The 14,605-nt window shown below is 61.7% G+C and carries 13 protein-coding genes; 5 read left to right on the forward strand and 8 right to left on the reverse strand.

The window, feature by feature from the left end; all coding sequences use genetic code 11:
• Positions 1-133 precede the first annotated feature (133 nt).
• Positions 134-1,456, reverse strand: coding sequence for an MATE family efflux transporter (locus H7E91_RS03915; RefSeq protein ID WP_182353931.1), 1,323 nt, complete (start codon positions 1,454-1,456; stop codon positions 134-136).
• Positions 1,457-1,761: 305 nt separating this feature from the next.
• Here H7E91_RS03915 and dnaB point away from each other — a divergent pair, with 305 nt between their 5' ends.
• The gene (gene dnaB, locus H7E91_RS03920) at positions 1,762-3,105 is read left to right on the forward strand and encodes a replicative DNA helicase (protein WP_182353802.1); all 1,344 of its coding nucleotides are present in this window, start codon (positions 1,762-1,764) and stop codon (positions 3,103-3,105) included.
• Between the two features lie 18 nt (positions 3,106-3,123).
• On the opposite strand, the gene H7E91_RS03925 is transcribed toward dnaB, so the two are convergent.
• The 3 genes from H7E91_RS03925 to H7E91_RS03935 are packed head-to-tail and all read right to left on the reverse strand — an operon-like array spanning position 3,124 to position 5,325.
• Positions 3,124-3,693: an ElyC/SanA/YdcF family protein gene (locus tag H7E91_RS03925; protein ID WP_182353803.1), complete on the reverse strand. Its 570-nt coding sequence runs from the start codon at positions 3,691-3,693 to the stop codon at positions 3,124-3,126.
• Positions 3,677-4,474 carry a bifunctional hydroxymethylpyrimidine kinase/phosphomethylpyrimidine kinase gene (gene thiD, locus H7E91_RS03930; RefSeq protein WP_182353804.1) on the reverse strand — a complete coding sequence of 266 codons (798 nt, stop codon included), beginning with the start codon at positions 4,472-4,474 and terminating at the stop codon, positions 3,677-3,679. Before thiD ends, H7E91_RS03925 begins: the two co-directional genes overlap by 17 nt.
• A 14-nt stretch (positions 4,475-4,488) precedes the next feature.
• Entirely contained in the window at positions 4,489-5,325 is an 837-nt protein-coding gene (locus H7E91_RS03935; protein ID WP_182353805.1) for an aldo/keto reductase, read from the reverse strand.
• A gap of 412 nt (positions 5,326-5,737) precedes the next feature.
• On the opposite strand from H7E91_RS03935, the gene H7E91_RS03940 reads away from it, so the two are divergent.
• From H7E91_RS03940 to H7E91_RS03955, 4 genes are all read left to right on the forward strand, one after another.
• Positions 5,738-6,286: a methylated-DNA--[protein]-cysteine S-methyltransferase gene (locus tag H7E91_RS03940; RefSeq protein ID WP_182353806.1), complete on the forward strand. Its 549-nt coding sequence runs from the start codon at positions 5,738-5,740 to the stop codon at positions 6,284-6,286.
• A gap of 23 nt (positions 6,287-6,309) precedes the next feature.
• The gene (locus tag H7E91_RS03945) at positions 6,310-7,647 is read left to right on the forward strand and encodes an alpha/beta fold hydrolase (protein WP_182353807.1); all 1,338 of its coding nucleotides are present in this window, start codon (positions 6,310-6,312) and stop codon (positions 7,645-7,647) included.
• Between the two features lie 133 nt (positions 7,648-7,780).
• Positions 7,781-8,629: a phosphotransferase gene (locus H7E91_RS03950; protein ID WP_182353808.1), complete on the forward strand. Its 849-nt coding sequence runs from the start codon at positions 7,781-7,783 to the stop codon at positions 8,627-8,629.
• 95 nt (positions 8,630-8,724) lie between these two features.
• Entirely contained in the window at positions 8,725-11,748 is a 3,024-nt protein-coding gene (locus H7E91_RS03955; protein ID WP_182353809.1) for a DEAD/DEAH box helicase, read from the forward strand.
• A gap of 53 nt (positions 11,749-11,801) precedes the next feature.
• Here the strand turns inward: H7E91_RS03955 and H7E91_RS03960 are convergent, their stop codons facing one another.
• The 4 genes from H7E91_RS03960 to H7E91_RS03975 are packed head-to-tail and all read right to left on the reverse strand — an operon-like array spanning position 11,802 to position 14,603.
• Positions 11,802-12,434, reverse strand: coding sequence for a 1-acyl-sn-glycerol-3-phosphate acyltransferase (locus H7E91_RS03960; protein ID WP_206680355.1), 633 nt, complete (start codon positions 12,432-12,434; stop codon positions 11,802-11,804).
• Positions 12,424-12,732 carry an antibiotic biosynthesis monooxygenase family protein gene (locus H7E91_RS03965; RefSeq protein WP_182353810.1) on the reverse strand — a complete coding sequence of 103 codons (309 nt, stop codon included), beginning with the start codon at positions 12,730-12,732 and terminating at the stop codon, positions 12,424-12,426. Before H7E91_RS03965 ends, H7E91_RS03960 begins: the two co-directional genes overlap by 11 nt.
• Positions 12,733-12,750: 18 nt before the next feature.
• Complete coding sequence (locus H7E91_RS03970; protein ID WP_241698384.1) at positions 12,751-13,587, reverse strand: DsbA family protein; 837 nt, start codon at positions 13,585-13,587, stop codon at positions 12,751-12,753.
• On the reverse strand, positions 13,584-14,603 hold the full coding sequence (locus H7E91_RS03975) for a pyridoxal-phosphate dependent enzyme (RefSeq protein ID WP_182353812.1): 1,020 nt from the start codon (positions 14,601-14,603) through the stop codon (positions 13,584-13,586). The genes H7E91_RS03970 and H7E91_RS03975 overlap by 4 nt, the downstream gene beginning before the upstream one ends.
• Between the last annotated feature and the right edge of the window lie 2 nt (positions 14,604-14,605).

A 14,605-nucleotide genomic window follows, 5' to 3' on the forward strand; every position in this document is an offset into this window, starting at 1 on the left:
ACCACATGAATGTAGTTATCCACCTGTGGAGGGAATCTGTGGATAACTCATGTCGGCTTCCACAAGGGTGGATGAGTTTGTAGGGAAAAGTGGTGTGTGATAGTGCCCTTAGTGGGTGTTCGCTACTCTTTGCTCATCGTGAGCCGCCGAGGACGATCCACTTATCACCCCGGGTGCGGATAAAGAGTGTGATACTGCGTAGTCCCATGAAGATGCCGACATAGCCAGCCCACAGGAGCACGAGACCGAGGCGGCCAAGGTCGTTGCCCGGGCTGGCGAGGACGAGAGGAACCGGGACGTACGCAAGAAGCGCGACAAGCATCATTTTTGCGAGGTGAACCATGTCGCCGGCGCCAATAAGCACTCCGTCGAGCATGTAGGCGAGCGCCGCCACCGGCAGACCTATCGCGCACACGATGAGGCCCGCCTGCGCCCAGTCGACAACTGTGAGTGATTCCGTGAACAGGCGGGGGATGAGGGGGGCGCCGAGCGCGAGAACGAGCCCAAAAAGGCCCCCAACCCCGACCCCCCATTGCAAGCACCTCGCAAGTACGGCTCGAACACGGTTTTCGTTGCTTGCTCCCATGGCCTGCCCGACGAGCGCCTGTGCGGCGATCGCCAGCGCATCCAAACCATAGGCAGCGAAGTTCCACACGGAATTGATGATCTGATGAGCTGCGAGGGCGGTCGTGCCGAGCGCGACAGCAGCGGTCACCGTCAGCAGGATTGAGGCCCGGAGGATGAGCGTCCGAATGATGAGGGGTACCGAGTCTCGAAGAGCGAGGAGGACGCCCGCACCAGAGGGAAGGAGCGACGCGCCCACCCTCGTCGCTTCTGAGATGACGACCGAGGAGAGCGCGACCCCCATGAGGGTTTGTGCGATCGCGGTGCCGTAGCCAGCTCCCGCAATTCCGAGACCAGCTGGGTAGATGAGGACGTAGGACAGGGGAACGTTCGCCAGCGCACCGACTGTAGCGACAACGAGGGGCGTGCGAGTGTCGAGCATTCCGCGCACCGTGCCCGTTGCGGCGAGCACGGCGAGCATGCCTGGCAGACCCCACGCACTCGCAGATAGATAGTTTCGGCCCTCGACAAGCACCGCCTCGTCCGGGGCGAACCATCCAAGAATCGTCTCCCCACCAAGGAGAAGGGTTAGTCCGAGGAGAAGCCCAAGGCCGACCGCAAGCCAAATCCCGTCCATCCCCAGCCGCAAAGCGTCTCTGCGCTGGCCCGCACCGAGGTGGCGCGCAGTTGAGGCGGTGGTCGCATAGGCGAGGAATATGCAGACCCCGACGATGGTCGTGAGAATAGTTGACGCAAGTGAGAGGCCCGCTAGTGGATCAACACCCAGCCGCCCGACAAGGGCGGTGTCGACGAGGATGAGGGTCGGTTCAGCGAGGAGGGTCGCGAACGTGGGCAAGGCTAGTCCGAGGATCTGGCGGTCCAGGCGGTTCATCACGACCCCAACTCTAGGACGACCTCAACCTCGGCTTGAAGGCATGGAAGGTCCTGGAGTGTTGGTCAACCCGGTCACCTTCCGTTATCCACAGGTGTGGAGAAAACTGGGGATGATTCTCGCGGGATACCGGCCTCTTCCACGCTTGACATTCTGACGACCATCATTTCTGTGGACAACACGTCATTCTGTCCCCACGTTGTCCACTGATAGATTGGCGTGTCTCCACGGAAAACGTGCAATTGTCCACAGGTTATCCACAGGTTGAATCTGGGTATAGTCCACGTAGACGGAAAAGGAGACATATGAGCGAATCTGGCGGCTTCGAGCGCACCCCGCCGCAGAACGTCGAAGCCGAGATGTCGGTTCTGGGCGGCATGTTGCTGTCCAAGGACGCTGTCGCGGACGTGACGGAGATTCTTAAGTCCGACGATTTCTACCGGCCGTCTCACGGCCTTATTTTTGAGATCATCATGCAGTTCTTCGGCGACGGGCAACCCGCCGACGCTGTGACAGTCGGTAACGAGCTGCAACGCCGTGGAGAGCTCGAGCGAGTGGGCGGCCTACCCTACCTTCACTCTCTCGTTGCCTCTGTGCCGACTGCGGCAAACGCCTCCTACTATGCGACGATCGTCCGCGAGCAGTCGCAGCTGAGAAGCCTCGTTGAGGCGGGGACGCGGATCGTGCAGCTCGGTTATTCAACCGACGGTGCGGAGGTCGACCAGCTCGTCAACATGGCGCAGGCTGAGGTGTATTCGCTCACCGACACCGCTGAGAATCGCGAATATGCAGCGATGGACACGATTGTTAACGAGCTCGTCGAAACTCTCGAGCACAACGAGTCGAAGGGTGGAGAGCTCGACGGTATTCCCTCTGGATTCCGCTCTGTCGACGACATGCTCAACGGCTTCCGTGGGGGGCAGATGATTATTGTCGCGGCTCGCCCGGGCGCAGGAAAGTCGACGTTCGCGATGGACGTGTGCAGGGCGGCCTCGGTTCACAACAACATGCCATCCGTCTACTTCTCGCTCGAGATGAACAGAACAGAGCTGTCGATGCGCGTCCTCGCGGCGGAATCAAGCGTTTTCCTCGACAGAATGATCAAGGGCAACATGACGGCCGACGACTGGGGTCGAGTCGTTCACGGTCTCGAGCGGATCTCGAAGGCCCCCCTCATCGTCGACGACTCACCGAACCTCACGATGGCGGAGATCAGGGCCAAGTGCCGCCGACTCAAGCAGCAGCACGGCATCCAGCTCATCGTCATCGACTACCTTCAGCTCATGACGTCGGGTGCGAAGCATGTCGAGTCTCGACAACAGGAAGTTTCCGATTTCTCCCGGTCAATTAAACTGCTCGCCAAAGAGCTCAACGTCCCGATCATCGCCGTTGCTCAGCTCAACCGCGACTCGGAAAAGCGCGAGTCGAAGAAGCCCATGGTCTCCGACCTGCGTGAATCAGGGTCGCTCGAGCAGGACGCGGACGTCGTCATCCTGCTGCACCGCGAAGACATGTATAAATCACGTGAGGAGCAGCCGAGCGGGCTTGGTGAAGTCATTGTCGGCAAACACCGTGCCGGTCCCGTCGGTTCGATCATGTTGAGCTTTCAGGGCCACTACGCGCGCTTCGTCGAAGCTCCGGAAATCTAGCCACCGGAGGGCGTTGCATCAGCCTCGGGTGAGGCGCCTTCTCAGCGATCGTCCCAACCAAATGGCGAGCGCGCCGACTTCCCGCAGGATCCCTTTGAGTCCGGCGGAATGGTGGGCGGAGACCGCCTGCGGCTTGAATCCAAGGTGCCGCGCCATCATGAGGGTTCGGGGCATGTGGTGCGCGGACGTCACGATCGTCACGGGCATATTCACTGCATGTTGCTCTAACCCCGCAGGATTCGGAGTCTCTGTGTAGGGCTTGCCCACCCACGCATCCGGGAATGCGGGATCTGTGAGAATCGCACCGAGGTGGAGGAGATTCTCCTCGGTCGTTGCCGACTGCGCCTCTTCGATGAGGGCAGAACGTGGTACGCCGTGCTGCTCGAGAAGGGAGGCCATGACACTCGCCTCGGGAACGCGGTCATGGCCCCCGCCGAGACAGAAAACATAGGGCTCGACGCCCTGGGCTGCGACGGATTTCCATCGTGTAGCCGCAACGGCCACTCGGGAGCGCAGTGCGGGTGACGCCTTCCCGTCCCGCACCGTGCTCCCGAGGACCGCGATGATCGGTCTAGTGGGAGTACGCACCCTGCCACACGGTGTCGAATGGCGGATGAGCGACAATCCTGTTCTCGATGCCAGCCGTTACGACGTCCTTCGCAACCTGAACCGCTTCCTTAAGCTCGGTGCCCTTCGCCAGCTCGGCGGTGATGGCGGCCGCCAGCGTGCAGCCAGCGCCGTTCACCCGATGATCGCCGATCTTTGCAGCTCGGTAAACGGTGGCCTCGCTACCGTCCCACAAGACGTCGATCGCCTCGTCGCCCGGGAGGTCGATGCCGCCCTTGACGACAACTGCCTTCGGCCCCGTGTCGGCGATACGCTTCGCCGCTTCGATGAGGTCATCAACCGTCTCGAGTGTGTCCATGCCGGACAGCGTCCGCGCTTCGAAGTGATTCGGTGTCGTTACAGTCGCCTGCGAGAGAACTTCGCGGCGTAGCGCAGCATCGGTGTCGAACGCCTGCCCGGGCTCCTGGCCCTTGCAGATGAGAACAGGGTCAACGACGATGTTCTTCCACGGCTGGGATCGCAGACCCTCGGCAACCGTCTCGATCGTGGCCACGGCTCCGAGCATGCCGATCTTTACTGTGTCGAGATCGAAAGCTGCTGTCGCAGCCGCGATCTGCTCAGCGATGAGGTCAGCAGGAAGTGGAGTAAAGCTGTGGTTCCAATCGTTGTCGGGGTGTAAAGCCACGACGCATGTGATGGTGGCGAGGCCGTACGTTCCCAGTTCGTGGAAGGTCCGCAGATCGACCTGCAACCCGGCGACGCCGGCTGACTCGGACCCTGCGATCGTGTAGGCAAATTTCATGGTGTCCTTTCCGATCACAGCCGATTCATCGTGCGAGGGTTAGAACCCTGTCGGCCCTCCTCGCCCCGGTTGAGAGCTGTGATGTTCTCATAATCCTGCGCGGTGAGCGGTACGTCAAAAATGTCCATATTCGAGACAATTCGTTCGGGCGTGACGGACTTTGGAATGACGACGTCACCGCGGTTGACGTGCCATGAAAGAACGACCTGAGCTGGCGTTGCGCCAACCCGCTCGGCAATTTTCGTGATGACGGGGTCGGTGAGGACCGCGCCGCGGCCAAGAGGGGACCAGGCCTGCGTGACGATGCCGGCCTCAGCGTTCTTCCGGCGAGATTCGTCATTCGTGAAGTACGGGTGGATCTCGATCTGGTTGACAGCAGGAACGACGTCACCGCCTTCGAGGAGGACACCGATGTGCTCCGGCAGGAAGTTGGAGACGCCGATCGACTTCGACCTGCCATCGGCAAAAAACTCTTCGAGAACCTTCCACGTCGACAAATAGTCTCCGCCATAAAGGGTCGGTAGCGGCCAGTGGATGAGGAAGAGGTCTACGTAGTCCGTCTGCAGGTCCTCAAGTGACGTCGCAAACGACTGCCTCGCAGCAGCCGGCTCGTGGTTTGTGTTGTTGAGCTTTGTCGTGAGAAAAATCTCGCGACGAGGAATGCCTGACTCGGCGATAGCTCGGCCTACCTCTGCCTCATTGCCATACATCTGTGCCGTATCGATGTGCCGGTACCCCGCCTCGAGAGCGAGAGTGACGGCTTCGACCGTATCAGCGGGCGTGATCTTGTACGTTCCGTACCCCAGCTGGGGCATCGAGTGTCCTGTATTCATTGTCAATTCAGTGATCATGCTCCTATTGTCCCCCGCCCTGGGCGAAGAGGACAGTGGTGAGCTCTTCGGGGAACAACAGGAGGGACATAAAGGAGATGTAGGGACAGATCACTCGGTTTTCCAATCTTCCGTCGAGATCCGGTGATCCGGCCGAGCTGGTACCGCTAGCGCCGTTGGGGATGGCGCTTCCTCTCTAGGTCAGAGCATCTCAAATGAGCATCTGCGACCCCACGCCCGAGGCACGGGTGATTCGGGGCAGGATCAGGCCTTCGGATTGTCATGGGAACGCGACCGAAAATGGATGCGCCGTGGTAGCGGAACCGCAGGGTATTCGACAGGCCAACACGAAACATCGGTGCTACAGTCATCGAACCAGTCGACTACTTTAAGGTGTCCGGGAAGGACGCTTTTGAGAACCGTTTGGAGTCCCATGGACAGTCACAAGCCCAGTCCGCCTGTTGCGGGGATCTATGACCTTGGATTCGCGACGCTGTCCGTGTTCGTTGACTCAGAGGGTGCAGTCGTCGCGTCCGGCTTTAGCGGCCTCGACGAGCTCGCGGCGGGACGACCCTATATCGAGGGGACCTTGCCCGAGCATGTGACGGATGCGCTTGACGCATGGAAGGCCGGACACTTTGCCCCGCTTATGGATGTGCCCGTGCGGATCACCGGCACTCCCCGAATCATCCAGATGAGGAGCGCGCTACGCAGCGTCCCGGCTGGCGAGGTTATCACCTACACCGAGTTGGCGAGCAGGGCAGGCCTGCCGGGGCTGTCTCGGCTTGCTGGGCGTGCCTGTTCCGAGAACCCCTGCCTGGTTTTCGTGCCCTGCCACAGAGTTGTTGCTGCCGCCAACGTCGGCCCGCCCGTTATTGCCGGCTCCTATGCCGGAACCGGTGCGGTCAAGAAGCTTCTCCTGGAACATGAAGGAGTGAGCGTGCGCGACCCCGCCTCGCGCGATGACGCATCGGGCTTTTAAGTCCTGCTGGGCATAATGAGCCCATGGAGACCGACACATACCGGATCGCAGCCGACACGTACCTTGACCACCGCATGAGCGTCCCGCTCGACAGGAGCGGGGCCCTGCCAGGAACGATCACCCTCTTTTCTCGAGAGATCGTTCGGCACGGCAAGGAAAACGCACCGCGCCTCGTCTTCTTTCAGGGCGGACCGGGATCACCCGCCCCGCGGCCCGAGCCGGTCTCGGGATGGATCGACTGGGCTCTTGACCACTACCGGGTCGTCCTTATCGACCAGCGCGGCACAGGAGCATCCGATCCTCTCGACGCAGCGGTCATCGGTGATGAGAGAGATCCGCAGGCACAGGCCGACTTCCTCTCGTGCTTCCGCGCGGATTCGATTATCGATGACGCGGAAGACCTGCGCCGGACATTGCAGGAGGACGAGCCGTGGCACGTGCTCGGCCAGTCATACGGCGGATTCATCAACACCGCCTACCTCTCACGGGCTCCGCACGGACTTGCTTCTGTCATGATCACTGCCGGCCTTCCGTCGGTCACACGGCACGCAATCGACACCTATCGCGCCACGTGGCAGCTAACAGAGAAACGCAACGCGGCGATGTACAGAACATTTCCTGGTCTCGCACAACGGGTGTGGGACGTCGCAGTCCACCTGGATGAGCACGACGAGAGGCTCGCGACTGGCGAACGGCTGACCGCTGCACGGTTGAGGATGCTGGGACTCGTCCTTGGCTACTCCTATGGGCCGCAGTCACTTCACTTCCTCTTCGAAAACCCATTCGTCACAATCAACGGGCAAAAGCGCCTCTCGTCGAGATTCCTCCTTCAAACATCTGACCGACTGACCTTCGGACCCAATCCGCTGTACGGGGTCCTCCACGAGACGATCTACGCCGGTACCGCCCCGGGTCCGACGAACTGGGCCGCGCACCGGGCACGCGCCGAGTTCCCACAGTTTGCCCTGCCGGGCACGGGGGAGTCGCCGTTCGCGACAGAGCGGGAAGCACGAGGCGCGGGAGCGGATTTCCTCTTCTCGGGAGAGCATGTCTTCCCGTGGCAGATGAGAGAAGATCCAGCCCTCGCGCCGCTCGCTGAAGCGGCTGATCTCCTCGCCACCCGCAACTTCGACTCACTTTACGATTCAGCTGCGCTCGCGGAGAACACCGTCCCCGCGTCCGGGTGGATCTACTGGGATGACATGTTCGTCCCCGCCACGCTCTCACTCGAGACCGCGGAACAGATCGCCAGTTTCGAGCCCATTATGACGAATGACTACCACCACGATGGATTGCGGGCTGACGGCGCCAAGCTTCTCGAGAGAATGCACGCGCTCAACTCCCGCCGAACCGGAAGCTGACAATTTCGCGTCGCGGCCTGGGGTGCCTAACGCCTCGAGCCGTGACGTTCTCGCGCGAATCGACATGATATGCGGTCAACCTGTGTTGGACTTTCTTCAGGTGCAACATCACGCGCGAGAAGGGTGGGACACGATGGCGCAGAAAGTTCCTCAAACGACTGTCGACCGGCTTGCGAGCGTCGTCCCCGAGAACCTGGCGCCTGGGGGCGTGCCTGTGTATGTCGGCGAGGAGCCGGGCGGCATTGAGCTGTACCGCTGGGGCAGCCTCGTCATGCGACTGCCGGCCACCGATCGCGCGTCGGCGGGGATTGAGAACGAATACCGCTGGATCGAGCGCGCGACCGGCGATCTTGTTCGGGTTGGCATCGCCGTGCCTACCCCCCGATTTCGGGGAGCGCCGACGAGGAGTTTTGAGCGGCCCTGGCTCCTCGTCAACGGTACAGACGGGGCGGCGCTCGCCGAGGTGCCAATCACGGAACGGGGTCGCATCGCTCGAGACCTCGCTGTCGGGCTCGCCGCTCTCCACGCGGAAGCTCCGGATGATGCTCCGCAACGACTCGTTCTGAAGTCCCAGAGAAACGCGTTCGAGGAGCATGTGCGGGGGCGTCCGCAGGAAGAACGGCTCAGAGAATTGTTCGTTCGTGGCGTTGTCGCCAAACCGTGGAGTGCGGCTCCCATCTGGTGCCATGGAGCGCTCGTTCCACATGGACTTGTGACTTCCGCTGGGCGGCTCAAGGCCATGACCGGGTTCGGCGGACTTCACGCAGGCGACCCGGCGATCGATTATGCGGCCTTCCATCTCGGCTTCACCGCGCAGCAGACGAGTCATGCGCGCGTCGTTCTTCGCGCGCTGGCCGCGGCAGACGATGATGCGCTGTGGCTGAGGGCGCGAGCGTGGGCGGCGTACGTCGTAGCGAGGCTCCTCGCCGACGGCGATCCGCATGGGGTTGACGCGCTCCGCCTCCTCACCGCGGACACTTAAGCCACGGTTTCGTTGTGTGTGCCTGTTGACGATTCGCACTGTCAGTGAGGTCACCGAAGCGCCCTCGAGACCGGCTCGCGTCGTAAGCTGAAGTAATGGCTGAAATGTCCCACCTCGTGCGAGAGCTGACAGATGACGATCTGGGAGAGATCTTTGACGAGCGGACGATCGAGCGTGGACGCGGATATAGCCGCGATGGTCGTGTCGAATCGATCTCCGACGACGGCCAGATCGTCGCGCGCGTTCGCGGTAACGGGAGGAGTTACCTCGTTGTCATTGAGGACATCGACCCGTTTGAGGGACGGTGCACGTGCCCGGTCGGCCACTTGTGTAAACACATGGTCGCGACGTTGCTCGTGCTCGGTGCTGGCGGTGACATGGGGTGGCGGGGTCTTCTCACCGCCATCACCGCCCAGCGCCAGCCGACGGGAGCAACACTCGGCCTTGGCCTCGGTACCCGGAACGAGGGAGTGCCGCTCACCCCGTTCCGCAGGACGGGGGAGCACTGGGTGGTCCTGCCATGGCCAGATCTGACGAACACGAGCTGGAAGTCAACGACAGACGGGCTTCATGACGAACAGGTTGCCGTGCTCCGTCACCTTCATCGCACAGCTCGTCGGACTCGTCCATGGAACTCGCCCTCGGACATTCTTCTGTCCGATCTCGGATCGGAGGCGCTACCGTTCCTGCGGCAGGCCACGAGCGCCGGGATCACGCTACTCGATCCGGACATGCAGCCCGTCGAGCTAGCGGACGAGGGGTGGCGGGTGCGGCTCGAGATCGAGGGCGACGACGATCTCACGGCACGCCCCGTCGCTGCGCGCCCAGATGGCATCCGTGCCTACGCACTCCCTGGTGTCGTTCCGGCGATCGCCCTGTCCCAGGGTTTGATCGCGCCGGTCGACCCTTCTGTGCCGACCCAAATCCATTCGATGATCGCAGCACGAGGCACCATTCACGTCGACGGTGCAGAGCGCCTCGAATTCGAGGCGGATTTCATCCCGGCCCTCGGCGACGTCGACCTGCACTCGCCAGACGGATCTTTCACACCGACAGAATTCTCTGACCCGAGACTCCACCTCCATGTGACGAGGGCTGGCTCAGCGTTCCGGCTCGAGTGGCAGCAAGCGAGACGAGCCGCCGGACGTCGACAGCCCCTCGTCACGAGCTTGACGCCGGGTGCCTGGCTCGAGAACGACGCCACGATCGTCGACACAGTCTGGATGGACGCTGGCTTGCCACCGCACAGGGCAGTTCCGGCACCGCGCCACATTGGGCCGGAGCATCTTGGGGCTTTCCGAGAGATCGTCGTGCCTGCCTTGGAGGGCAGTGGTATCGGCGTTACCTTCGGGGAGCGGGGCGACATCACGTTTGTCAGCTCCTCGCCCGAGCTGAAGGTCAACGCTGCGAGCGAGCGGGACTGGCTCGACCTAGCCCTCACCGTCGAAGTTGAGGGACACGAGGTGCCCCTTCCGGTCCTCTATGCCGCCCTCGTTGGGGGTCAGCCCTATCTTGAGTTCGGTGACATCCTCATCAGACTCGGCGAAGAATTCGACCAGCTCCGGGCGCTCCTGCGAGAGGCTGCGATGCTCGGCAGGGTGCGGGGCAAGACGATCAGCGTTCCCGCTGCACAAGCCCATGCACTCAGTTTTCCGGACGATCTCCTTGAGGGAATATTGGCGGATAGGCTTGGCCGACTCGCTAGCCTCGGGGAGCCGGTAACAATCCCCGCGTCCTTGAACGGAAGATTGCGGCCGTACCAGGAATCCGGCTTTTCGTGGCTCGTTCGTCTTGCGGAGGCAAAGTACGGCGGCATCCTCGCCGACGATATGGGGCTGGGGAAGACGATCCAGATCCTTGCCGCAATCGCTCACCTCAAGGAGAGAGGCCAGCTTGGTAAGCCCGTTCTCATCGTTGCTCCTACCTCGGTCGTCTCGACGTGGGCGAGCGAAGCCGCGCGCTTCACGCCGGGCCTGACAGTGCGTACGGTCGGCGCAACAAGGAAGAAGCGGCAGGCGCGGGTTGGCGACATGGCAGATGCTGACATCATCGTCACGTCCTACACGTTGCTGCGACTCGAGGGTGACGAGTACGGCGACGTTCAGTGGGCTGGGCTCGTCCTTGACGAAGCGCAAGCCGTGAAGAATCCGCGGACGATCGGCTATCGGACGATTATGTCTCTCCACCGAGAATGGGCCTTCGCCGTGACCGGAACGCCGGTTGAGAACACAATCGGCGACGTTGCCGCGCTCTTCGCTCTCGCTAGCCCTGGGCTGTTGCCACCTTCGGAACGGTTTGCGGAGAAGTTCCGCAGACCGATCGAGAGGAACGGGGACCCTGCAGCCCGGGCTCTTCTACAGAAGCTCACGAGACCATTCCTTATGCGGCGGCGCAAGGATGACGTTGCGCGAGATTTGCCTGAAAAAGTGTCGACAGTCCTAGCAGTTCCCATGGATGAGAGTCACGAGAGGCGGTACGTCAAGCAGCTGGAGCGTGAGCGGCAGGAGGTCCTTGGCCTCATCCGCGACCCGGACGGTAACCGCATCTCCATCCTCGCTTCACTCACGCGCCTTCGGCGTCTCGCCATCGATCCCGGCCTTATCGAAGAGAGCAAGACCCCGGCCGCAAAGACAGCGGTGCTCATGGATCACCTCCACACGCTGCTACCTGCCGGCCATCAGGTTCTCGTGTTCTCGCAGTTCACGAGCTACCTCGCCCGCATCGCTCGGCAGCTTGAGAACGAGAAAATTCCCTACGCCTATCTCGATGGCGCAACACGAAACAGGGACGGGGCGATCGAGTCGTTCAAATCGGGGCAGAAACCCGTCTTTCTCATCTCCCTCAAGGCGGGCGGAGTTGGCCTCACACTCATCGAAGCCGACTACGTGTTTGTCATGGACCCGTGGTGGAACCCGGCGGCCGAAGAGCAGGCGATTGACCGTGCCCACCGCATCGGCCAGGACAAACACGTCCACGTCTACCGGCTCGCCTCAGCTGGCACGATCGAAGAGAAGGTCCTCGCCCTTCAGGAACGCAAACGAAAACTTGCGGGGTTCATCGATGAAGGAGTTGGCGTGCCGATCAGTGCAGATGACATCCGCGCACTCATCGAAACCTAGTTCGAACATGCGCCGTCGTGGAAGCGAGGTGCGCCCAGCTCTCCGCGACCTCGTCACGTCATCGGGTTGTCGTCGATCGGGCGCAGGAGGTAGGCGGCCGCGTCCTGGTCTGTTTCAGCGCGAAGCCGCGGAAGCGATGTGTGTTCGGGTCTAAACCCGCGCTTGTTGCCATAGAAGCCACGGATTGCCTCCATATCGGCTTCGATATCCCACGTCGGGTAGTACGTCGGTCCCGTACCGAAGGTCTTCGTCACTGAATCGACGAAGCCGAAGGTCAGCGGCAGATTGTTTTCGTAGGCCATGCGGTAGAAGCCCGACTTCCAAAACTCCTGCTTCGAGCGTGTGCCCTTCGGGGTAATGCACAGGGTAAACGTCTCAAGTTCAGAAGCTGACTGGGCGATGCCGGATGTGATGCCGGTGGATCTGCGTCGATTGACCGGGATCCCGCCGAGCCAACGAACGATTGACCTCAACACCGGATACTTCATGACCTCGTCCTTGACGAGGAAGTTGAAGGAGCGTCCCTCGAGCCACATGATGATGACCATGAATACCGCGTCCATGTTCGACGTGTGGGGAGCACCGAGCACGATCGATTTTGCTGGCCACTGCTGAATGTCGGCCTTCCACGGTGTCGGCGCTGTCAGCGCCTTCGCGATCCACCTCTTGATCGCCCTACCTGCCACTGCGCACCGCCGTTGAGTAGCTCCATACCTCAGACGAGGTGCCGACGGGGCGCTGACCCTCGGGGCGGCTGTGGCCGGTCCTGAAATTCTCCGAATCCCGCCACTTCTCGAATGAAGCCTCATCGGCCCAGCGGGTCATGACGAGCCACGTCGTGCGGTCGTCTTCGGGGCGCAACAGTTCGAAGCCTTCGAAACCCGGAACGTCGTTCATTGCGTCCGCTCGTGGAGCAAAGCGTTCGGCGAGAGCATCGCCGGAGTCAGCTGGCACGTCGATGGCGTTGATCTTTACGACAGTCATGATCAATCCTTCCCGGTGCTAGGTTAACCTGCTCTCCATCAAGTCGAGGAATTGATCTTCGGGCAGGGCTCCGGGAACGAGGGTGTCGTGGACGATGAAGGTCGGGGTCCCGGTGATACCAAGAGAGAGTGCCTGCTCTCGCGAAGCCATGATGTCCGCCAGCGAATCGGCATCCGCCATGTCCGACTGGAATTTGTCTACGTCAGGTACACCAACTCGTCGAGCAACATCGTCGAAATAGGTTCCGTCGTATGCTGCGCCCACTTCGTCGTACACGTCCTGATACAGGGCGTCCCGGTATTCCCAGAACAGGTCCTGCTCACCGGCCGCCCGTGCAGCGAGTGCCGCGAAGACAGACGCGTCGCCCCGAACAGGGTGATCGCGATATTCGATGCGCACCTGGCCTGACTCGATGTAGGGCTCGAGAGATTCTGAGACCTCAACGTGCCACTGGGCGCAGTACCAGCACCGGTAGTCGGCATACTGGACGATGACGATGTCTGCATCAGCATCCCCGCGAGCATACGGATCATCTGGGTCGCGTGTCGCCTGCTCGAGGAGCAGCTCCTGCGACGCTTCGGCATCGAGAGGGTCGGTAGGCAGGCGCCCGGTCCCGTCACGTGGCGGCGTCGAGTCGCGCCCCGCTCCCTGCCCGCCATCGCCAAGCCCTGGCCCCCGAGGTGGGACTGTTTGCGCGGGAGCCCCAACCGTCGTCTCGGGGACGGCCGCATCGTCCTTGCCACCCAGGGCAAAAACCAGCCCAATCGCGAGAGCAATGACGGCGACGAGGAGGACGGAGATGATAACGAGGAGGCCCCGATTCTTCGGGGCCACCCCATCGGAATCGGATGTCATGCGAGCCACGCCTGCATCTGAGCAATAGCATCGTCCGGCTTCGCGAGGCATGCCGCGAAGGTGTCGAGGTCGACGTTACCGCCCGAGAGGACGACGCCGACGCGTGAGCCGCGCTCGATCCGACCATCTGCAACAAGCTTCTTGATGCCGGCGAGACCGAGTACGCCGGTCGGCTCTGCGACGAGCTTGAGCCGGTCGGCGACGAGCTTCATCGATGTGAAGATCATGTCGTCAGGGACGGAGACGATGCCATCAACCTTGGCCTTCATGATCGCGAACGTCAGCTCGGTGATGTGACGGACCCGTGCCCCGTCAGCAATCGTCATGGGCGAAGAGATTGTCACGATCTCGCCCTTCTCCAGCGACCGCTGAGCATCGTTGGCCGCCTCAGGTTCGACACCCCAGACCTTGACGTTCGGGTTAAAGACCTTCGCTGCAAGAGCGGAACCGGAGATGAGACCGCCGCCGCCGACCGGGACGACAACATCATCTAGGTGGCCGACCTCGCGGACAAGCTCCATGACAGCGGTGCCGTGGCCCGCGATGAGCTCGCCATCATCGAAGGAGGGAATGACCTCCCAGTCGCGCTCTTTCGCGATCTCGGCGGCCATGGCAATACGGTCGTCCTCCTCAGGGTCATACATCATGACCTCGATTCCGTACGATTTCGCCATGTCGACCTTGACCTTCGGCGAGTCTGTCGCCATGAGAACGACGGCAGGAATCTCCAGCTGGTACGAGGCGAGCGCCATCGCCTGACCGTGGTTGCCTGAGGAGTAGGTGACGACACCGCGGTCCTTTGAGACGAGGCCGCGCTCGCTGCGTGCGAGGATCGCGTTGAACACGCCGCGAGACTTAAACGACCCAGCTCGCTGCTGGTTCTCGCACTTGATGAGGACCTCGACGCCAAGATACTTGTTGAGCAGTCGCGACCCCACGACACGGGTCTCGTGGGTGTATGGCTTGATTCGGGCTGCCGCTGCGGCAACATCTTCGAACGTGGGCATATCAATCATTT

It is taken from the genome of Flaviflexus huanghaiensis (assembly GCF_014118685.1).
In the GTDB taxonomy this organism is placed as follows: domain Bacteria; phylum Actinomycetota; class Actinomycetes; order Actinomycetales; family Actinomycetaceae; genus Flaviflexus; species Flaviflexus huanghaiensis.

Bases quoted from the DNA above. Each gene is read 5' to 3' on its own strand.
- H7E91_RS03935 (WP_182353805.1), bottom strand. From the start codon at position 5,325: ATGATCACTGAATTGACAATGAATACAGGACACTCGATGCCCCAGCTG.
- H7E91_RS03965 (WP_182353810.1), bottom strand. From the start codon at position 12,732: ATGACTGTCGTAAAGATCAACGCCATCGACGTGCCAGCTGACTCCGGC.
- H7E91_RS03945 (WP_182353807.1), top strand. From the start codon at position 6,310: ATGGAGACCGACACATACCGGATCGCAGCCGACACGTACCTTGACCAC.
- dnaB (WP_182353802.1), top strand. From the start codon at position 1,762: ATGAGCGAATCTGGCGGCTTCGAGCGCACCCCGCCGCAGAACGTCGAA.
- H7E91_RS03940 (WP_182353806.1), top strand. From the start codon at position 5,738: ATGGACAGTCACAAGCCCAGTCCGCCTGTTGCGGGGATCTATGACCTT.
- H7E91_RS03975 (WP_182353812.1), bottom strand. From the start codon at position 14,603: ATGATTGATATGCCCACGTTCGAAGATGTTGCCGCAGCGGCAGCCCGA.
- thiD (WP_182353804.1), bottom strand. From the start codon at position 4,474: ATGAAATTTGCCTACACGATCGCAGGGTCCGAGTCAGCCGGCGTCGCC.
- H7E91_RS03915 (WP_182353931.1), bottom strand. From the start codon at position 1,456: ATGAACCGCCTGGACCGCCAGATCCTCGGACTAGCCTTGCCCACGTTC.
- H7E91_RS03955 (WP_182353809.1), top strand. From the start codon at position 8,725: ATGGCTGAAATGTCCCACCTCGTGCGAGAGCTGACAGATGACGATCTG.
- H7E91_RS03970 (WP_241698384.1), bottom strand. From the start codon at position 13,587: ATGACATCCGATTCCGATGGGGTGGCCCCGAAGAATCGGGGCCTCCTC.
- H7E91_RS03950 (WP_182353808.1), top strand. From the start codon at position 7,781: ATGGCGCAGAAAGTTCCTCAAACGACTGTCGACCGGCTTGCGAGCGTC.